Here is an 18749-nt window from a genome sequence, read left to right on the forward strand (position 1 = left end):
CCGCGCTCGTTGAGGCGATCCGCCCACCCCCATCCCTTTGTCATGTCAGGAGCACCGTCCCGTGTCCTCGTCCCTTCCGCCGCTGTGCCGAATGCTGGCCGGCGCCGCCGCGACAGCGTTGACCGCGCTGGTCGTGGTGGCCGCCTCGGCGTCCCCGGCCTCCGCTGCCACCACCACCCTCTACGCGTCGCCCGTTGGCACCGGCACCAGTTGCTCGGCCAGCCAACCGTGCTCGCTGACCGCCGCCCAGGCCGCGGTCCGGGCGAGCAACGCCACGATGTCCGGTGACATCGTCGTGCAGTTGGCCGATGGCGTGTACCGGCTCTCGTCGCCGATGCGCCTGACCGCTGCCGACTCCGGCAACAACGGCTACCAGGTGATCTGGCGGGCGGCGCCGTCCGCCCGTCCGACGATCACCGGTGCCAGGGCCGTCACCGGTTGGTCGCAGGTCGACTCCGGCAGGAACATCTGGCGTGCCAACGTCGGCGCGGGGCTCGACTCCCGCCAGCTCTACGTCAACGGGGCCGTCGCCACCCGGGCGCGCACCGCCGTGAACCGCTCCGACTTCACCTTCACCACGGCCGGCATGCGGTTCAGCAACAGCGCTCTCAACTATCTCAACAACCTCGGCAACCAGAACCGGGTCGAGGTGGAGAGCGTCGGCTCGTTCACCGACCGGTACTCGCCGGTGCAGAGCATCAGCGGCAACTTCCTCACGATGCAGCAGCCCGCGTGGAACAACAACACCTTCGGGTTCGACACCCTCTCCAGCCCGCACCGCGCCGGTCCCTTCTACCTGACCAACGCGTACGAGTTCCTGGACTCACCGGGGGAGTGGTATCTCAACCCGGGCAACGGTCAGCTCAACTACATCCCGCTCGCCGGGCAGAACATGAGCTCCGTCAGCGTGGAGCTGCCGCAACTCCAGTCCCTGGTCAACATCGGTGGCACCTACGACGCGCCCGCGCACCACATCTCGTTCAGCGGCATCACCTTCACGGGCACCAGTTGGCTCGGCCCCAGCAGCAGCAACGGCTTCGCCGACCAGCAGACCGGCGCGCACATCACCGGCACCTGGGCGCGTCCGTCCGACGCTCTGACCTCCTGCCAGGCCGGCTGCCCCCAGTTCGAGGCCACCCGGCCGAACTGGAACCAGATGCCCGCCGCCGTGCAGGTGTCGGCCGCCAACACCATCACCTTCAGCGACTCGCAGTTCGTCAACCTCGGGCAGACGGCCATCGGCATCGGTAACGACGCCAACGCCCACGCCAGCGGTGTCGGCCTGGGCGCCAGCAACATCACCGTCACCCGATCCGAGATCGCCCGGAACTCCGCCGGCGGCATCGTGGTCGGCGGCGTACGCGCCGACGCGCACCACCCCGGCGACCAGCGGATGGTCAACCGCAACATCACCGTGAGCAACAACCGGGTGCACGATCTCGGCCTGGAGTACCGGGGGGTCGTCTCGATCCTGACCACCTACGTGAACACGTCGCTGATCTCGCACAACGAGGTCTACAACATGCCGTACACCGGTCTGTCGGTCGGCTACGGCTGGGGCGCCAACGACGCCGGCGGTAGCCAGCACTACGCGAACCGGGGCCTGTACAACTACCAGCCGCGCTACACCACGGCGACCACCGCGGCCAACAACCAGGTCATCGGCAACTACGTCCACGACGTGATGCAGCAGATGACCGACGGCGGGTGCATCTACACCCTGTCGGCGAACCCGGGCGGCACCATCAACGAAAACTACTGCCTGCGGACCAACGGCTGGTTCGGGCTCTACTTCGACGAGGGTTCCCGCTACTACACCGCCCGCAACAACGTGTTCTCCTCCACCGGCACCTGGGCCACCGCCAACTACTGGTACGCGGAGAACATGGGCAACTTCACCGTCACCAACAACTGGTCGACGAACAACTCCACGAACGTGACCAACGGCGACCGCGGCAACGTCGTCAACGGAAACGTCACGGTCAGCAACGGCAGTTGGCCGTCGGGCGCGCAGACGGTGATCAACGCGGCTGGCGTGCAGAGCGGCGGCAGCACCAACCCGCAGAACGTGCAGATCGTGGGCGTCCAGTCGGGCCGGTGCGCCGAGATCGGCAACTCCAGCACGACCAACGGCACGCAGGCCCAGATCTGGGACTGCATCAGCTCCGCCACCAACCAGCGGTGGACCCACACCGCCAGCCGGCAGCTCATGGTCTACGGCACCAAGTGCCTGGACGCCTCCGGCCAGGGGACCACCAACGGCACCACGGTGGTGATCTGGGACTGCAACGGCCAGGCCAACCAGCAGTGGAACGTCAACGCCAACGGCACGATCACCGGCGTGCAGTCGGGCCTGTGCCTCGACGCGAACGGCGCCGGAACGGCGAACGGTACGAAGTTGATCCTCTGGTCCTGCAACGGCGGCACCAACCAGCAGTGGCAGCTGCGCAGCTGAGACAGCGGCCTGCGTCAACAGGTCCGGGCCGGGGCGACACCGCCCCGCCCGGGCCTGCGCGGTTACGGCTCCTCGACCACGCTCAGCCCGGTCGAGGAGCCGTTCCGTAGGTCCGTGCATGGTCTCGTCGGTCGAGAACAACGACGTGGGCTCCCCGTCGACCACTGCAACAAACCTGCAAGCGCTAACCCTTGCCTTGAGGGAAACCGCTTTCCTACGATTGCGTTACATCGATGTTTCATTCATGAGCCCGGGTGATCGCATTTAGGGCGATGCCAGCAGTGGGTGCCGATTGCACGACGCCCACTGCGTTCACCAGGGGCAAGGGGATGTCGAGGGCAGTCTGGCGATTTACTACCGCCAATTTCTGAGACGCGAGGTGCCGGCCGGTCGCGACGACCGTCGCGTTGCGTCGGCAAAGACCAGACGAATGCGAAGTGAGGCGAGATGAGACGAGCAGTTTCGGTACGACTACCGGCAGCGCTGGCCACGGCAGCCGTGGGGATCGCGGTCGTGGTTGCCATGCCGACCCCTCAGGCGTCGGCGGCGGTCGGCAGCGCCACCGGCTACGCCACCCAGAACGGCGGGACCACCGGCGGCGCGGGTGGGCAGACGGTGCGGGCCGCGACCGGCACGGCGATCCACGCGGCGCTGTGCGGCCGGGCCAGCAGCAGCACCCCGATCACCATCGAGGTCACCGGGACCATCAATCACGGCAACACCACCAAGGTGTCGGGGTCGAGCTGCAACACCGCGGCGGGCGTGATCGAGCTCAAGCAGATCAGCAACGTCACCATCATCGGGGTCGGCAGCGGAGCCGTCTTCGACCAGCTCGGCATCCACATCCGCGACTCCAGCAACATCATCATCCAGAACGTGACCATCCGGAACGTCAAGAAGTCCGGCTCGCCCACCTCCAACGGTGGAGACGCCATCGGCATGGAGAGCACGGTCCGCAACGTCTGGGTCGACCACGTCACCCTGGAGGCGTCGGGCGGGGAGTCCGAGGGGTACGACGGCCTCTTCGACATGAAGGACAACACGCAGTACGTGACCCTGTCCTACAGCATCCTGCGCAACTCCGGCCGCGGCGGCCTCGTCGGCTCCAGTGAGAGTGATCTCTCGAACGGCTTCATCACCTATCACCACAACCTGTACGAGAACATCGACTCCCGTACGCCGTTGCTGCGCGGCGGCACGGCCCACATCTACAACAACCACTACGTGAGCCTGCACGAGTCCGGCATCAACTCGCGGGCCGGCGCCAAGGCCAAGGTGGAGAACAACTACTTCCGTGACTCGAAGGACGTCCTCGGCACCTTCTACACCAACGAGCGCGGCTTCTGGCAGGTCAGCGGCAACATCCTCGACAACGTGACCTGGTCTGGCACCGGCAGCGAGAACTACCCCGCCGGCCCCAACCTGACGTCCACCACCACTGTCAGCATCCCGTACCCGTACAGCCTCGACGGCGCGAGCTGCGTGCCGGACATCGTTCGGCAGACGGTGGGCGCCAACACGGGTCTGCGGGTGTCGAACGGCAGTTGCTCACCGCAGACCCCGCCGCCGACCACACCTCCGCCGACCACGCCCCCACCCACCACACCTCCGCCGACCACGCCCCCACCCACCACGCCTCCGCCCAGTGGGACCAACCTCAGCCTGGGTGCCAGTGCCGACGGCTCCAGCAAGGCCAGCGGAACGAGCTACGGCAACGTGCGCGACGGCAACATCACCAGCTACTGGTCACCGGCCGGCACGACCGGCTCCATCTCGATCAAGTGGGGCTCGGCCACCCGGGTTTCCCGAGTGATCATTCGTGAGCCGTCGGGGACCCAGGGCTCCATCGGGTCCTGGCAGCTGGTCAACCACGACACCGGGGCCGTCCTGGCCTCGGGCAGCGGGGCCGGCTCCATCAGCTTCTCCGCTACATCGTTGAGCAAGATCACCTTCAAGATCAACAGCTCCAGCGGTACGCCGCGGGTCGGCGAGTTCGAGACGTACGCCAGCTAGGGCGGTTTCGGATCGCGGGCGCTGCCGCGCTCCGGACTCAGGAGCGCGGCAGCATGCCCACGAGCGACGTGATGATCGCGACCCGCAGGGCTGTCCGCAGGTCGACCTGGTGGACCGCGAGCGCCGGCTCGGACTCGTAGACGGCGAGCAGGCTCGGCGGCGGCGAGGTATAGGCCGACAGTGCGCCACCCACGAGCAGGGCGTTCAGGCAGAACAGCTCGGCACGGTCGCCGACCTCGGGCAGGTGCCGCCGGACCAGGTCGGCCATCACCGCGAGGTTGCCCAGCGAGGCCCGCTTGTGTCGGCGGACCACCTCGACCGACACGTTGTGCTCAAGCACCCCGCCCTGGGCGCCATAGAGATCACAGAGCACGGTCTGGGCGGCGAGCGACCGACTGAGCACGTCGGCCACCTGCTCCGCCCGTTCCAACGCGGACCGGCCCAGGTCGACGCCGTGGGCCAGCTCCTGGTCAAGCTCGGCCAGCCAGGTCGTCGTCCGGTCGTCCATCAGGTCGAGCAGCACCGCCTCGCGGGACTCGAAATAGCGCAGCACCGCCGTCTTGGCCAGGCCGACCCGCCGGCTCAGCTCGTTCAGGGTCACCTCGGCGACCGGCATCTCGTCGAGCATCGCCGAAGTGGTCTCCAGGATCGCCCGGCGCCGGATCTCACGCTGCTCCTCGCTGCGCGCCCGCTGGAACGTCATGACGTCAACCCTAGCTTAGGTACCGGCGGTCCCTTGACATCGTACCGGCGGTACATTACCGTTCGAGCTTAAGTTACCGGCGGTACATTGGGGAGCCCGAAATGAAGTGGACCGAGCAGCAGATCCCGCGCCAGGACGGCCGGGTGGCCGTGGTCACCGGCGCCAACATCGGACTCGGCTTCGAGACCGCCCGGCTGCTCGCCGAGCGCGGGGCCTCAGTCGTTCTGGCCGTGCGCGACACCGGGAAGGGCAAGCTGGCCGCTGCCCGGATGAACGGCGACGTCTCCGTACGGGAGCTGGATCTGACCTCGCTGGAGTCGGTGCGCGCCGCCGCGGACGGCCTGCGCGCCGCCCACCCGAGGATCGACCTGCTCATCAACAACGCCGGCGTGATGTACACCCCGAAGCAGACCACCCGCGACGGCTTCGAGATGCAGTTCGGCACCAACCACCTGGGCCACTTCGCCCTCACCGGCCTGCTGCTCGACCTGCTGCTGCCCGTGTCCGGCTCCCGGGTGGTCACGGTCAGCAGCACCGGCCACCGCATCCGCGCGGCCATCCACTTCGACGACCTGCAGTGGGAACGGTCCTACGGCCGGGCTGCCGCCTACGGCCAGTCGAAGCTCGCCAACCTGATGTTCACCTACGAGTTGCAACGTCGGCTCGCCGCACACGGCACCACCGTTGCGGTGGCCGCACACCCCGGCGTCTCCAACACCGAACTGACCCGCAACACCCCGTCGGTCGTCCGCCGGCCGGTCACCTGGCTCGCCCCGGTGATCACGCAGCCCGCGACGGCGGGCGCGCTGCCCACCCTGCGGGCCGCCACCGACCCGTCCGTCCTAGGCGGGCAGTACTACGGCCCCGACGGCCTGGGTGAGGTGCGCGGCCACCCGAGGCTGGTCACGTCCAGCCCCGAGTCCTACGACGTGACAGTGCAGCAACGCCTCTGGGCCGTCTCGGAAGACCTCACCGGCGTGCGGTTCCCGGTGGGCCAGGCAGCCGTCGCGGCGTGACCGTGCCACGGGCGCCCGTCACGAGGGCGTGGCCGGCAGGGTGTCCATGAAGGAACTGACCGAGAATACGGCCCGGCCCGGTCCGGCCGGGCCCTATCCGGGTGGGCTGGACAGGCCGTTGGCGTCCATCGTCGCCCGGTAGACCATCAGAAGTCGCGGTACGCCGGACCGGGTGGCCTGCGCCACCCGGTCCCGGTCGGTCAGCTCTGCTTGGTCTCCCAGAAGATCTTCGAGATCTCCTCGATCTTCCCGAGGAGCCGGTCCGCGACGGCCGGGTCAGCCGCGCCCTTCGCGCCACCGGCGCCGGCCAGCTTGGTGGCCTCGTTGAAGAGGCTGTGCAGCTCGGGGTACTTCTCGAAGTGCGGCGCCTTGAAGTAGTCGGTCCACAGGACCCAGAGGTGGTGCTTGACCAGCTCGGCCCGCTGTTCCTTGATGAGCAGCGATCGGGTGCGGAACTCCGGGTCGTCGCTGGCCTGGTACTTCTCGGAGATCGCCTTGATCGACTCGGCCTCGATGCGGGCCTGCGCCGGGTCGTAGACGCCGCAGGGCAGGTCGCAGTGTGCGCTCGCGACGGTGCGCGGGCGCAGAAGGCGTGGCAGGTACATCAGATTTCCTCCGGCGGCAGTGCTGGGGTGACGGACGTCCGGCGAAACAGCTCGTCCGCCTTCCGGCCGTCAACGTGATCCACCACCCGACGCTAGAACCTGAACCGCGGTTCATGTCAAGCTGCCGGGCCCGGGCCTCGGCCTTCAGTCCCTTTCGGTGCGCTGTCTGCGGATGAGAGCCAGCAGAGCGGCATGTGTCTGCTCGTCCGCGGCGGCGACGAGGCCTTCGCCGCCAGCGTGCAACGGCCGGCCGTCGATCCCGGTGACCACACAACCGGCCGCCTCGCAGAGGGCGATGCCGGCCGCGAAGTGGACGCTCTGGCGCAGGTCGCGGCCGTCCGTCACGTAGGCGGCGCGTCGGCCGGCAGCGACCCAGGCCACGGCCAGGGTGCTGGAGACCACACGTGGGCGGAACTGTGCGATGAAGCCGTCGTCGGCGAGCATCCGGGCGGCCAGGAACACGTCCCGGTGAGGAAACGGTGGATCAAGATTGACGTCGACCAGCGTCGACTCGGCCGACGGCACGAGTCGTTGGTCCGTCCCTGCGCGTCGGACGTACGAGGCGACGCCGTCGGTCCAGAAAACCTCCTCGCTGAACGGGTCCGCCGAGGCGGCCACGGCGAGGTGTGTGCCGGTGCGTAGAGCGACGTTGACCGAGACCAGCATCGTCCGCGCGCTGTAGTTCAGCGTGCCGCACAACGGGTCGACCAGCCAGGTACGTCCGTTTCCGCCGGTGCCCGTGCGTCCGCTCTCCTCGCCCAGCAGGCCGTCGTCCGGACGTGGCGCCCGCAGGACGTCGAGGATGGCCTTCTCCGCCTCGATGTCGGCGGTGGTGGCGAAGTCGGTGCCGACCTTCGCGAAGCGCGTCAGCGAGGATCCGTACTGCGAACGGACCACCGCGGCTCCGGCCTCCGCCGCCGTGATGGCCAGCGCATGGTCTGTGGTGGACATCGGTCACTCCGCCGGTTCGGTGATCGGGGCATGACTGACGACCGCAGTCATGATCATTGGGGCGTCGCCGTCACACTGGTTGACCGAGACCGCGATCCATCGGCCTCCGGTCGCCGTGGGCCCCCAGACCGTCAGGTCGCCGAAGCAGTCCAGGTCGCCCAGCGCCTGGAACAGTGCCGGCAGGGGTGCGCGGGCCTGGTGCCGAAACAGCGGCACGCGCATGGAGACCTTGCGGTGCGGGCCCCACCGATGGTCCGACTCCCGGACGACGAGAGCCAGGTTCGCCTCGGCGGCATCCTCGGCCTGGTTCCAGTCGGCGCCGTACACGCCCGTGAGGGCTTCGCTCTCCCACAGCGGGATGATCCGAAAACCCGCGCCCCGGGTGCCGGTCCACTCCCCGGTGGCCGGGTCACCCTCGCTGACCGTCGCGCCGCCGGTGGGCAGATCCGCGGCGAGCAACGTCTCGATGTCGGACACCGCCCGAGTGGTGTCGAACACCTCACCGGCCCGGCCCGTCACCGGGCGACCCGTCCCACCGCTGTCGGCCTGTGCCACATCGTTCGCACTGCCTGCCTCCCTCAGCCTCCGGCCCCCGATCATCGTCCACGTCACCGCCGTCCGGTCAGCGAGGGCCGGACGCCGCCCGTGCCGAGGGGCGGACGCGGCGGGGCGTAGGTCAGGAGACCGCTGCCTTCACCAGCTCGGTGACCTTCTTCTCCACCGCGGGGCTCCACTTCTGCAGCGCGTACGCCACCGGCCACAGGTCTCCGTCGTCGAGGTTGGCCGCGTCCTGGAAGCCCACTGTCGAGTACCGGTAGTTGAACTTGCCGGAGTCCTGGAAGAAGACGACGATCTTGCCGTCCGCGTTCGCGTAGGCGGGCATCCCGTACCAGGTCTTGGGCGTCAGGTCCGGAGCGGCGGCGGTCACCGTCACGTGCACGCGCTCGGCGAGCGCGCGATCGTCCGGCTCCATCTGCGCGATCCGGTCGAGGATCGCCTGCAGCCCGTCGGCCTTCTTGGCGCCCTTCTTGCCCTCGGCGCGCAGCTCGGCGGCGCGCTCCTTCATCGCGGCCCGCTCGTCGGCGCTGAAGCCGTCGGAGGTGGTCGTGGAGGTCTTCGCGGACATATCTAGGCTCCCTCTCGTTGGTCAGGTCAGGCGCGCTGCCGGTGACCTGGGAAAAGGCTAGGCCGGGTCGTGCCCGTCGGGCTTCTCGATTCCTGATCGGTTTCGCCGCTCGGACGGACGCGAGCTCGGGACGGCGGGGCGGCAGGCACCGTCAGGGCGTCCGGGCGGTGATTCGGACACATGGGTGGGGGAGAGGCTTCGTGACCTTCAGTGAGAGCGTGCGTTCGGCCTTTCGGCGTGGTGAAACCGACGCCGTGGTGCGGATGAGTGAGGCCGAGATCGAGCGAGCCCAGGCGGCCGGTGACCCGGCGGGTGAGGTGGAGGCCCGCTACAGCCTGGCCCGGGTGGCGATCCGCGGCGGCGACCTGGCGGGCGGCGAAGCGCGGGCCCGGGAAGCTCTGGAGGTGGCGCTGCGCTCTGGCGACCGCAGCCTGGAGGAACGGCCGAGGCACGTGCTGGCCGGCGTGGCGCGCATGTCCGGCGATCTGCTGCGGGCTCGGGACCTGTACCGGGAGAGCATCGCGCTCAACGAGTCGCTGGGCCGGCCGATGATGGTCAACTCCGAGTTCCACAACCTCGCGTTCTGTGAGCTGGGGCTGGGCAATCTCGAAACGGCGAGGGCACTGTTCGCCGAGAACCGCGAGCGGGTGTTCGCCAACGACTGGGCAGACTTCGTGCCGTACGTCTGTGTCGCGGGCGCCGCGCTCGCGACGGCCGAGGGCGATCACGCGCGGGCGGCGCTGATGATCGGTGTCGCGGACGCCGCGTTCACGGCGCTGGGCCAGGTGCCGGACCCGGACGACGCGGCCGACCTCGCCACGATGCGCACCGCCGCGATCGAGGCGCTCGGCCGCGCCGCCTTCGACGCGGAGTACGCGGCGGGTCAGGGCCTCGAACCACGGGCGGCCTTCGCGCGCGACCAGCGCTGAGGGCCGGTGACCGCTGGTCGCCGGTCAGGCGTCGACCGACGTCCGGTACGCCCCAGCGCGCGATGTCTGACGGGCGACGCCACTGTCGACTACGACGCCTCTCGGGCTGCCGCGATGGTCCGTCCGCGCTCCGACTCGGGAAAACGGTCGAGCATGGCGCGTACCTCGTCGGCGCTGACGTTCGCGCCGAACATCTCGCTGCCCGGTTCGAGCCGTACCCCCTCGGCCAGGGGGCCCGCGACGACCGGATCGAAGCCGAGCGCGTCCACAAGGGAGGCGACCGCCGTGACGGCGGTGGTGTCGTCGCCGGCGACCGCGATGGCCTTGCGGCCGGTCGTCCCCGCCGGCCGCGCCTCATCCTCAAGATCGTGGTAGCCCATGTGGTTGAAGGCCTTGACGACGCGCGAGTCGGACAGGAAGGCCTGGACGATCTCGCTCGACGAGGTGTGCGGATCGGTGAGGTCCGCGCGGATACCGTCGATCTCCCACCAGTAGTTCATGGCATCGACGACGAGCTTGCCGCGCAGTGCGTCGACGGGAACGCTGCGGTACTTGCCCAGCGGGAGGGCGAGGATGACGATGTCGGCTTCCGCTGCCGCGTCAACTGCGGTGGTGGCTACCGCCCCCGGCGCGAGCACCTCGACGGTGAGGGCGATCTTCGCGGGGTCGCCGGAGCCGGCGACCAGCACCCGGTGGCCGGCGGCGACGGCGAGACGGGCGAGCACAGTGCCCACCTTGCCGGCCCCGAGGATGCCGAGGGTCACCGGCCGGCTCCGGTCGTTGTCGTTCATGTCGTCCTTCCGGTACGAAATGCGTGCGCTGGTCAGCTCGCCAGGATGTCGCGGACCATGGGGATCACCTTGGAGCCGTACAGTTCCACGGCGCGCATCCGGGCACTCACCGGTTGCGCTCCGGCCGAGTAGATGAGGTCGAACCGGCCGACGCCGAGGCTGCGGATCGCGCGGGCCATCCGGCGGGCCACGGTCTCCGGGGAGCCGATGTAGAGCGAGCCGTCCTCCACCTCGGAGTCGAACTCCTGGCGGCGGATCGGTGGCCAGCCCCGCAGCGCGCCGATGCGGTTGCGCATCACGCGGTAGTGCGGCCAGTACACCTCCTTGGCCTCCTCGTCGGTGTCGGCGATGAAGCCCGGCGAGTGCATTCCGACCGGGTGTGCCGTCGTGTCGAGTTGGTCGGCCGCCCGGCGGTACAGGTCGATGTAGGGCGCGAAGCGCTCGGGCGCGCCACCGATGATGGCGAGCATGAGCGGAAGGCCGTACTTGGCGGTGCGGACGACCGACTGCGGTGAGCCACCGACGCCGACCCAGGTGCTCAGGTGACCCGACTCCGTCTTGGGGAAGACGTCGGCGTTCTCCAGGGGCGCGCGCAGGGTGCCGCTCCAGGTGACCGGCTTCTCGTCCAGCAACTTCACGAACAGTTCGATCTTCTCCTCGAACAGCGTGTCGTAGTCGCGCAGGTCGTAGCCGAATAGGGGGAACGACTCCGTGAACGACCCGCGACCGAGGATCACCTCGGCCCGGCCGTGGGACAGCGCGTCGACGGTGGCGAAGCGCTGGAACACCCGGACCGGGTCGTCGGAGCTCAGCACCGTCACGCCGGAGGCCAGCCGGATCCGCGACGTACGGGTGGCGATACCGGCCAGCACCGTCTCCGGCGTCGACACCGAGTACTCCGGCCGGTGGTGCTCGCCAAGGGCGATGACGTCGACGCCGAGCTGGTCGGCGAGCACCGCCTCGTCGACGACCTGCCGGATCGCGGTGGCGTGGGAGACGAGCTTGCCGGAGTCGTCCTCCGGTACGTCGCCGAACGTGTCGAGGCCGAACAACAGATCAGACATGGGTGGGCTCCTTCGCCAGCAGCTCCCGGACCCGCGGCGCGACCTCACTGCCCAGCAGTTCGATGGTGCGCGCGCGTGCCTCGCGGGGCAGGTGCATGATGTCGTACTTCAGGTCGAAGCGGCTCAGTCGCAGGTCGCGGGCGACCGTGGCGATCTTCTGCGCCACCGTCTCGGGTGACCCGACGAAGAGCGCGCCGTGGTCGATTTCGGCCTCGTAGCGCGCGCGGTCGGGTTTGTAGAAGCCGCGTTCCTCGGCCAGCGCGGCCACCACCGGCTGCCAGTATCGCCACCACGTCTCCACCGCCTCCTCGTCGGTGTCTGCGACAAGGCCGAGAGAGTGCTGCCCGACTGGCTGCGGGGTATGCCCGAACTGTTCGAGCGCCTTGGTGTAGAGCTCGACGTGGCCGGCGAACCGCTGGGGTCGCCCGCCGATGATCGCGAGCATCAGTGGGAGTCCGTGCCGGGCGGCGCGGATCACCGAGTTCGGGCTTCCCCCGACGCCGATCCACGTCGGGATGCCGCCCGGCTGCATCCGTGGGTGCAGGCGCTGCTCGACCAGGGCACTTCGCACGGTGCCGGACCAGGTGACCGGTTCGTCCCGTTGGAGCCGCAGGAAGAGGTCCAGCTTCTCCTCGAACAACCGCTCGTAGTCGGTCAGGTCGTAGCCGAACAGCGGGAACGACTCGGTGGCCGACGCGCGTCCGAGAACCATCTGCGCGCGCCCGTTCGACACCGCGTCGAGGGTCGCGAACTCGTGGTACAGGCGTACCGGGTCGTTCGTGCTGAGCACCGTGACCGAGGTGCCGAGGCGAATCCTCTCGGTGGCCGTAGCGGCCGCCGCGAGCAGGACGGGTGTCGCCGAGTCGTTGTGGCCTTCCCGGTAGTGCTCGCCGACGCTGAACACGTCGAGCCCGACCGACTCGGCGAGTCGCGCCTCGTTGACGAGGAGCCGGACGGTCTCGGCGTCGCTCAGGACGCGGCCGCCGTCGGTGGCCACCTCCCCGAACGAGTTGAGCCCCAACTCGAAGCCTGTTGCTGCCATCGTCTCCTCCTGCCGGTTGACGTGTCAATCATGCTAACTTGGCAATTGACACGTCAATTCCCGGGAGAATGACATGACGGACACCACACCCGGCCGGCGGGGAGGACGCCAGCTCCCGACCGCCGAGGAGCTACGCGTCTGGCGGGACTTCATCGAGACGACGGCAGCGCTGAGTTCCCGCCTGGAGTCCCGCCTGCAGGGCGACTCCGCGTTGTCGACGGGGGACTACGCCGTGCTGCTCGCCCTCAGCGAGGCGCAGGGCCAGGCGATGCGGTCCTCCGAGCTCGCGTCACACATCGGCTGGGAGCGGAGCCGCCTCTCCCACCACCTGGGGCGCATGGAGCGACGGGGCCTGATCCGGCGCCAGGAGTGCGCCACCGTGCCCCGGGGAGCCGAGGTGCTGCTCACCAAGGTCGGAGCCGACGCGTTCGCCGGGGCCACCTTTCCGCACCTGCGCGCCATCCGTCAGCTCTTCGTGGACGCCCTCACACCGGATCAGATCGTCGCGGCGGGCGAGATCGCCGCGGCGCTGCGAGCGCGCCTCGACGTCGTGGGCAAGGGCTGATCAGCAGGGGACGCTGCGGTCAGCTGGTGAGTTGCCCGAGTGTGCTGCGGCCTTCCGCCAATCATCCGCTCATTCATGACTGCGAGTGATCAGGCAATTGCTAACGGCTATGTCCGAGTGGTCCAATCCTCCAGGAACCCGCCAATCCGCCTGCCCTGGCTGAGACGGCGACGGTGCGCCGCCCCGGGAGGTACGACCATGATCGAGACCGCCGCCGCAGAGCCCCACCGCACCCGGTCAGGCCGCCCGGGTCCCGGGAGCACCGAGTCGGTGTTGCCGGAGCTGCGGGAGATGTGGTGGGAGACGGGTGTGCGGGCGCGAGCCGAGGCCGGTGTCTTCGCCGTCTTCGCCGAGCTGCCCAGGCTCGTACGGACAGCCCTGGGCATCAGTTGGCGCGCCGACCGACTGCGTACCGGCGTGGTGGCCGCGGCGACGGTCGGCGCGGGTGTGATGGCCGCCTTCGGCCTGTTGGCCACGCAGCGGGTGCTGGTGGAGTTGTTCGCCGGCGGGCCGACCGCGGACAAGGTGCGGGCGGCGATGCCGGCCCTGGCCGTGCTGGCGGCGGCGGTTGCCCTGCGCGCCGGGATGGGCATCGCCACGGGGTACGCGCAGAACGGGTTGACGCCGCGGGTGAGCCGCGAGGTGGAACGGGGTCTGTTCGAGGTGTCCACCGCGGTACGCCTGGAGGCGTTCGACGCCGACGCGTTCGCCGACGACATGGAGCGCGCCTCCCGGGGCACCGAGTCGACGATCGGGCTGGTGCAGGCGTCGATGAACCTGCTCGCCGGGCTGGCCGGGCTGCTCGCCGTGGCGGCCGCCGTCATCGTCATCCACCCGCTGCTGCTGTTGGCGCTGCTGGTGGCCACGGTGCCCAACGCGTGGGCGTCCTTGCGGGCCGGGCACCTGCGGTACCAGACGTACACCGCCGGATCCGTGCGCAGACGTCGACTGTGGTTGCTGCACAAGCTGATGGCCGAACGGGCCTCCGCCCCGGAACTGCGCTCGTACGGGCTGCGCGGGTTCCTGCTCGATCAGTACGACCGGGTGATGCAGGTGGAGACCGACATCCAACTCGCCCTGGCCCGTCGGGTCACCACGACCACCACGGTCGGGGCGATGATCGGCGGTCTCGCCACGGGCACCGTCTACGCACTGCTCGGCCTGCTGCTCCTGGACGGGCAGATCCCGCTCGCCGCCGCGGCGACGTGCGTCATCGCGGTACAGTCCGCGCAGCGGTCCCTGGCCATCGCCACCTTCCAGGTGGACCACGTCTACACCGAGGGCCAGCATTTCGGCGACTACACCGGCTTCATGACCCGCGCCGACGCCTACCTGCCGGACGCGACGCGACCCGCCGCCGCCGGCCCGGAACGGTTGCGGGAGTTGACCGTCAGCAGGGTGAGCCTGCGCTACCCGGACCGGGACACCCCCGCCGTGGACGACGTCACGTTGACGATCACCGCCGGCCAGACGGTCGCGTTCGTCGGGGAGAACGGCTCGGGCAAGACGACCCTCGCCGCGATGATCGCCGGCCTCCGGGCCCCCTCCGAGGGCAGCATCGAATGGAACGGCCGACAGTTGTCGGAGTGGAACGTCGCCGGGCTGCGGGCCCGAATCGCGGTGGTGACGCAGGAATACCACAAGTGGCCGTTCACCGCGGCGACGAACATCGCCATCGGCGACGTCGACACCGAGGCCCGGCAGGACCTCATCGAGGCCGCCGCCGCACGCGCGGTCGCCCACGACATGATCAACGAGCTTCCGCACGGGTACGAGACGCTGCTCGACCGGACCTTCGCGAGAGGCCAGGACCTGTCCGGCGGTCAGTGGCAGCGCATCACCGCGGCTCGCGGGTTCCTGCGCGACGCCGAACTGCTGATCATGGACGAGCCGTCCTCCGCTCTCGACCCCCGAGCCGAGGACGCGCTGTTCCAGGCCATCCGCGACCGTCGAGGCCGGGCCACCACGATCCTCATCACGCACCGGCTCGCGAACGTCCGCCACGCCGACCGGATCTTCGTCCTGCACCACGGCCGGCTGGTCGAGGCCGGCACCCACGACGAGCTGGTCGCCACCGGCGGTCGGTACGCCGAACTGTTCGCCCTCCAGGCCGCCGGCTACGACGCCAACCTGACCAGGGAGCCCCAGCTTCCGCACCAGGGCACCGCGACCTCCCACTGAGCAACGACGCGGGGAAAGGGGGAACGAGCGCCGGCCACGTTCGACGGTTCGGGCGTACTCCCGCCTTCGCGCCGGAGGTTAGGCTTCGGCCTATGTCAGGGTCGCGGTGGCGTGGCCGGGCGGCGGACGCGGGCCTGGTGCTCGGCGTCGGGCTGGTGGCCCTCGTCGGCCTGGTGGTGCAGTCGCGCGGCATCGACACCGCAGCCGAGTCGGCGGCGCTGCTGGCGGTGCTGGCCTCCTCCGGTGCGCTGTACGTCCGCCGCCGCCACCCGGTGCCGGTGGGCGTGGTGGCGTTGGCCGCCGTCGGCGCGTACGGGGCGTTGTTGCACAAGACCGGCCCGATCATGTTGGTGTTCGTCGTGGCGCTCTACACCGTTGTCGACGAGGGCCATCTCCGGGTCGCCATCGGGCTCGGCCTCGCCTCGGTGATCGCCTTCGCCGTCGCCGACAGCGGCAACCGTTCCCCGGACACCAGGAACGGTGCGACGCTGCTGCACGCCGGTTGGCTCGTCGCGGTCATCGTCGGGGTGACCCGAAACCGCCGGGCCTACCTCGCCGAGGCGCAGGCCCGGGCGGTTGCCGCCGAGCAGCGGTTGGAGGAGGAGTCCCGGCGACGGGCCACCGAGGAGCGGTTGCGCATCGCCCGCGAGCTGCACGACGTGCTCGGTCACCATCTCTCGCTGATCAACGTGCAGGCCAGTGCCGCGTTGCACCGACCGGACCCCGCCCGGTCCGAGCAGGCGCTCACCGCGATCAAGGAGACCAGCAAGGAGACACTGCGTGAGTTGCGGGCGACGCTGGGCGTGCTGCGGCAGGAGGGTGAGGCGCCGATCGTGCCCGCGCCGGGCCTCAACCGCCTCGACGACCTGATCACCACGGCGGGGGGTTCCGAGCTGGAGATCCGCACCGAGTTCGCGGAGATCCCGGCGCTGCCGCCGGAGGTCGATTTGGCGGTCTACCGGATCGTCCAGGAGGCACTCACCAACGTGGCCCGGCACGCAGGCGCCACCAACGCCGTGGTCCGCGTCCGACCCGACCGCGACGACGTGCTGGTGGAGGTGGAGGACGACGGCACCGGCGCACCAGGCGCGCCCGGCAGTGGGATCCTCGGCATGCGCGAACGGGCCCGGGCGCTGGGCGGGTCGCTGACCACGGGCACGGGGCCGGACGGCGGCTTTCGGGTTTGCGCCCGCCTGCCGCTGCGGCCCGACCCGACGCCGGTGGGGGAGCGGGCGTGATCCGGCTGCTGCTCGTCGACGACCAGACCCTGGTCCGCGCCGGCTTCCGCTCCATCCTGGACGGTGAGGATGGCATCGAGGTGGTCGGTGAGGCCGCCGACGGGGTGGAGGCGGTGCGGCTCGCCGTGCGGCTGCGGCCGGACGTCGTCCTCATCGACATCCGGATGCCCGTGCTGGACGGCCTCGCCGCCACCGGGCAGATCGTCGCGCGCACCGATGCCCGCGTCATCATCCTGACCACGTTCGACCTGGACGAGTACGTCTACGGGGCGTTGCGAGCCGGCGCGAGCGGGTTCCTGGTCAAGGACACCGAGCCGGCGGAGCTGATCCACGCGGTGCGGGTGGTCGCCCGCGGTGACGCGCTGATCGCACCGGCGATCACCCGTCGACTGATCGCCGAGTTCGCGGCCCGGGTCCGGCATCCGGACCCCGGGCCGCGACTGAGCGTGCTCACCGAGCGGGAGCGTGAGGTGCTGACACTGGTCGCCGCGGGCCTGTCCAACGACGAGATCGCCGCGCGACTGGTGCTGAGCCCGGCCACCGCCAAGACGCATGTCAGCCGGATCATGACCAAGGCGCAGGTGCGGGACAGAGCCCAGCTGGTGATCCTCGCCTATGAGTCGGGTCTGACCGTTCCCGGCTGGCTCACCCGATCCTGAGCCACTCTCAGGCGGCCAGCCGGCCGGTGCGGCGGGCGCGGGCCAGCGCCAGCCCACCGAGGAGCACGCCGACCAGGCCGACCGCCACGGCCACATACGCCCCGCCCCGCCCGTTGCCGGTGCCGATGCCGCTGTCGGAGGTGGCCACCACCAACCCTCCGAGCGCCAGACCGAGCAGGCCCGCCGCCAGGGCCAGGACGGCGCCGAGCAGCCCGGAGCCGGTGCCGAGGCGACCGGCGGGGCGGGCCAGGGCCAGCCCACCGATGACCGCACCGACCAACCCCAGCAGTACGCCCAAGCTGGCGCCGAGCCGCCCGGAGCTCATGGCGGTGGCGGCGGTCGGCTGGACGGAGGAGTGCGCGGCTGCCGGCGCGGCCAGGGCGACTGCCCCGGTAGCGCCGGCAACGGCGGCGGTGAGCAGGCGACGGATCGACATCACGTTTCCCTTCGGTCCCACGACGGTTACCGCCGCAGCGTATGAACCGGAGTGCACGTGAGTCGTCATGCCGAGGATGTCGATGGGCCTACCACCGGGGATGTACGCGCGGGCGAACACGTACCGCCGCAGTTGTCCCCGGCCCGGCTCCTACCGCTGCCAGGCGTCGATGGTGCGCACGCCGTCGCGGAGGACCCGGTCCACCATGACGGGGTCGCCGTTGGTGCCCTCCCACCCCTGGTCGTCGAAGACCGTCACCGTGGTGTCGACGCGCGCCACGGCGATCTGGCTGGACGAGCTGCCGCCGGTGCGGTCTCCGTTCAGGTTCGTTCCGGCCCACGTCCGGTCCAGCAGCAGCGCCTCGTCTCCGACGCCGGACAGGGCCCGGGTCTTCACGGTGCCGGGGCTCCCGAAGTGGTCGTAGGAGGGGCACGCCTGCACGGCGGTGCGCAGACGCGCCATGTACGCCGAGGCGCCGTCGCCCTCGAAGGTGAAGATGGTCTGGTGGATCATCCCCTGCGGCACGTTGCTCTCCGGTTCGCCGGCCTTCTTGTAGGTGACGGTCATCGCTGCGCTGGCGGTGACCTGTCGACCTCCGGTGCCGAACTCGTTGGCGCACAGCTTCGGCAGGGCCTCCTCGACGGGCGTCGTCCGTCGGGGGACTTCCGCAGCTCGGTGGGCAGCTCGACGAAGGCTGACGTCGGGATGGTCGCCGGAGCGCTCGCGCTCGACGATGGCGGGTCGCTCGGGTTCGTTGCCGCCCCCGCGGTCGTCGGCGCCGCGCTCGACGGGGTCGCGTCGGGCGAGTCCTCGGCCGTGGTGCAGGCACTCGCGAGTGCGATGCTGCCGAGCAGCGGGACCAGCACAAGCAGACTTCGCGTACGGGAGGTCGGCAGTGTCACGTGTCGGCTCATGGTCACCCCTTTTCTGTTCCGACGCAGTTCCCTGCGACGAGTCGTCCGAAACGACAGTGGG

18 protein-coding genes are annotated in these 18749 nt (G+C 69.9%); 8 read left to right on the forward strand and 10 right to left on the reverse strand.

Features of this window, described 5'->3' with window-relative positions:
* The first annotated feature begins 61 nt into the window (after window positions 1-61).
* Window positions 62-2455: an RICIN domain-containing protein gene (locus tag AC3CF1_RS28825; protein ID WP_488451687.1), complete on the forward strand. Its 2394-nt coding sequence runs from the start codon at window positions 62-64 to the stop codon at window positions 2453-2455.
* Between the two features lie 447 nt (window positions 2456-2902).
* Window positions 2903-4468, forward strand: a complete 1566-nt coding sequence (locus AC3CF1_RS28830) for a pectate lyase family protein (RefSeq protein WP_488451688.1) — start codon at window positions 2903-2905, stop codon at window positions 4466-4468.
* 37 nt (window positions 4469-4505) lie between these two features.
* On the opposite strand, the gene AC3CF1_RS28835 is transcribed toward AC3CF1_RS28830, so the two are convergent.
* Complete coding sequence (locus AC3CF1_RS28835) at window positions 4506-5171, reverse strand: TetR/AcrR family transcriptional regulator (protein WP_141908564.1); 666 nt, start codon at window positions 5169-5171, stop codon at window positions 4506-4508.
* A gap of 101 nt (window positions 5172-5272) precedes the next feature.
* On the opposite strand from AC3CF1_RS28835, the gene AC3CF1_RS28840 reads away from it, so the two are divergent.
* Window positions 5273-6187: an SDR family NAD(P)-dependent oxidoreductase gene (locus AC3CF1_RS28840; RefSeq protein ID WP_488451689.1), complete on the forward strand. Its 915-nt coding sequence runs from the start codon at window positions 5273-5275 to the stop codon at window positions 6185-6187.
* A gap of 200 nt (window positions 6188-6387) precedes the next feature.
* Here the strand turns inward: AC3CF1_RS28840 and sodN are convergent, their stop codons facing one another.
* The 4 genes from sodN to AC3CF1_RS28860 form a co-directional block, all read right to left on the reverse strand.
* On the reverse strand, window positions 6388-6792 hold the full coding sequence (sodN, locus tag AC3CF1_RS28845) for a superoxide dismutase, Ni (protein ID WP_088947088.1): 405 nt from the start codon (window positions 6790-6792) through the stop codon (window positions 6388-6390).
* Between the two features lie 144 nt (window positions 6793-6936).
* Window positions 6937-7743 (reverse strand): inositol monophosphatase family protein, encoded by an 807-nt coding sequence (locus tag AC3CF1_RS28850; RefSeq protein WP_488451690.1) that lies wholly within the window; start codon window positions 7741-7743, stop codon window positions 6937-6939.
* A 3-nt stretch (window positions 7744-7746) separates the two neighbouring features.
* A complete protein-coding gene (locus AC3CF1_RS28855) occupies window positions 7747-8262 on the reverse strand; it encodes a hypothetical protein (RefSeq protein WP_488451691.1) in 516 nt (171 codons plus the stop codon).
* A gap of 157 nt (window positions 8263-8419) precedes the next feature.
* Window positions 8420-8869, reverse strand: a complete 450-nt coding sequence (locus AC3CF1_RS28860; RefSeq protein ID WP_088947090.1) for an iron chaperone — start codon at window positions 8867-8869, stop codon at window positions 8420-8422.
* A 263-nt stretch (window positions 8870-9132) separates the two neighbouring features.
* Between AC3CF1_RS28860 and AC3CF1_RS28865 the strand changes: the two genes are divergently transcribed.
* On the forward strand, window positions 9133-9798 hold the full coding sequence (locus tag AC3CF1_RS28865) for a tetratricopeptide repeat protein (protein ID WP_247667749.1): 666 nt from the start codon (window positions 9133-9135) through the stop codon (window positions 9796-9798).
* Between the two features lie 89 nt (window positions 9799-9887).
* Here the strand turns inward: AC3CF1_RS28865 and AC3CF1_RS28870 are convergent, their stop codons facing one another.
* Genes AC3CF1_RS28870 through AC3CF1_RS28880 form a run of 3 tightly spaced genes read right to left on the reverse strand, consistent with a single transcriptional unit; the run spans window position 9888 to window position 12695 of the window.
* Complete coding sequence (locus tag AC3CF1_RS28870; RefSeq protein ID WP_330463763.1) at window positions 9888-10589, reverse strand: NADPH-dependent F420 reductase; 702 nt, start codon at window positions 10587-10589, stop codon at window positions 9888-9890.
* 32 nt (window positions 10590-10621) lie between these two features.
* Window positions 10622-11653 (reverse strand): LLM class flavin-dependent oxidoreductase, encoded by a 1032-nt coding sequence (locus AC3CF1_RS28875; RefSeq protein ID WP_488451692.1) that lies wholly within the window; start codon window positions 11651-11653, stop codon window positions 10622-10624.
* Entirely contained in the window at window positions 11646-12695 is a 1050-nt protein-coding gene (locus tag AC3CF1_RS28880; protein WP_488451693.1) for an LLM class flavin-dependent oxidoreductase, read from the reverse strand. The genes AC3CF1_RS28875 and AC3CF1_RS28880 overlap by 8 nt, the downstream gene beginning before the upstream one ends.
* A 73-nt stretch (window positions 12696-12768) precedes the next feature.
* On the opposite strand from AC3CF1_RS28880, the gene AC3CF1_RS28885 reads away from it, so the two are divergent.
* The 4 genes from AC3CF1_RS28885 (at window position 12769) to AC3CF1_RS28900 (ending at window position 17338) form a co-directional block, all read left to right on the forward strand.
* Window positions 12769-13260: a MarR family winged helix-turn-helix transcriptional regulator gene (locus tag AC3CF1_RS28885; RefSeq protein ID WP_355162127.1), complete on the forward strand. Its 492-nt coding sequence runs from the start codon at window positions 12769-12771 to the stop codon at window positions 13258-13260.
* Window positions 13261-13458: 198 nt separating this feature from the next.
* Window positions 13459-15441, forward strand: a complete 1983-nt coding sequence (locus tag AC3CF1_RS28890; RefSeq protein WP_488451694.1) for an ABC transporter ATP-binding protein — start codon at window positions 13459-13461, stop codon at window positions 15439-15441.
* 92 nt (window positions 15442-15533) lie between these two features.
* Window positions 15534-16679: a sensor histidine kinase gene (locus AC3CF1_RS28895; RefSeq protein ID WP_488451695.1), complete on the forward strand. Its 1146-nt coding sequence runs from the start codon at window positions 15534-15536 to the stop codon at window positions 16677-16679.
* Window positions 16676-17338, forward strand: a complete 663-nt coding sequence (locus tag AC3CF1_RS28900) for a response regulator (RefSeq protein WP_354980387.1) — start codon at window positions 16676-16678, stop codon at window positions 17336-17338. The genes AC3CF1_RS28895 and AC3CF1_RS28900 overlap by 4 nt, the downstream gene beginning before the upstream one ends.
* A gap of 7 nt (window positions 17339-17345) precedes the next feature.
* Here the strand turns inward: AC3CF1_RS28900 and AC3CF1_RS28905 are convergent, their stop codons facing one another.
* Window positions 17346-17774, reverse strand: coding sequence for a DUF6223 family protein (locus tag AC3CF1_RS28905; protein ID WP_488451696.1), 429 nt, complete (start codon window positions 17772-17774; stop codon window positions 17346-17348).
* A gap of 150 nt (window positions 17775-17924) precedes the next feature.
* Entirely contained in the window at window positions 17925-18341 is a 417-nt protein-coding gene (locus AC3CF1_RS28910) for a hypothetical protein (protein ID WP_488451697.1), read from the reverse strand.
* Between the last annotated feature and the right edge of the window lie 408 nt (window positions 18342-18749).

It is taken from the genome of Micromonospora sp. MGP-C2, from assembly GCF_057766525.1.

Coding starts and splice junctions, on each gene's coding strand:
- AC3CF1_RS28880 (WP_488451693.1), bottom strand. CDS start 12,695: ATGGCAGCAACAGGCTTCGAGTTGGGGCTCAACTCGTTCGGGGAGGTG.
- AC3CF1_RS28885 (WP_355162127.1), top strand. CDS start 12,769: ATGACGGACACCACACCCGGCCGGCGGGGAGGACGCCAGCTCCCGACC.
- AC3CF1_RS28835 (WP_141908564.1), bottom strand. CDS start 5,171: ATGACGTTCCAGCGGGCGCGCAGCGAGGAGCAGCGTGAGATCCGGCGC.
- AC3CF1_RS28830 (WP_488451688.1), top strand. CDS start 2,903: ATGAGACGAGCAGTTTCGGTACGACTACCGGCAGCGCTGGCCACGGCA.
- AC3CF1_RS28905 (WP_488451696.1), bottom strand. CDS start 17,774: ATGTCGATCCGTCGCCTGCTCACCGCCGCCGTTGCCGGCGCTACCGGG.
- AC3CF1_RS28840 (WP_488451689.1), top strand. CDS start 5,273: ATGAAGTGGACCGAGCAGCAGATCCCGCGCCAGGACGGCCGGGTGGCC.
- AC3CF1_RS28850 (WP_488451690.1), bottom strand. CDS start 7,743: ATGTCCACCACAGACCATGCGCTGGCCATCACGGCGGCGGAGGCCGGA.
- AC3CF1_RS28910 (WP_488451697.1), bottom strand. CDS start 18,341: ATGACCGTCACCTACAAGAAGGCCGGCGAACCGGAGAGCAACGTGCCG.
- AC3CF1_RS28895 (WP_488451695.1), top strand. CDS start 15,534: ATGTCAGGGTCGCGGTGGCGTGGCCGGGCGGCGGACGCGGGCCTGGTG.
- AC3CF1_RS28890 (WP_488451694.1), top strand. CDS start 13,459: ATGATCGAGACCGCCGCCGCAGAGCCCCACCGCACCCGGTCAGGCCGC.
- AC3CF1_RS28870 (WP_330463763.1), bottom strand. CDS start 10,589: ATGAACGACAACGACCGGAGCCGGCCGGTGACCCTCGGCATCCTCGGG.
- AC3CF1_RS28865 (WP_247667749.1), top strand. CDS start 9,133: ATGAGTGAGGCCGAGATCGAGCGAGCCCAGGCGGCCGGTGACCCGGCG.
- AC3CF1_RS28875 (WP_488451692.1), bottom strand. CDS start 11,653: ATGTCTGATCTGTTGTTCGGCCTCGACACGTTCGGCGACGTACCGGAG.
- AC3CF1_RS28860 (WP_088947090.1), bottom strand. CDS start 8,869: ATGTCCGCGAAGACCTCCACGACCACCTCCGACGGCTTCAGCGCCGAC.
- sodN (WP_088947088.1), bottom strand. CDS start 6,792: ATGTACCTGCCACGCCTTCTGCGCCCGCGCACCGTCGCGAGCGCACAC.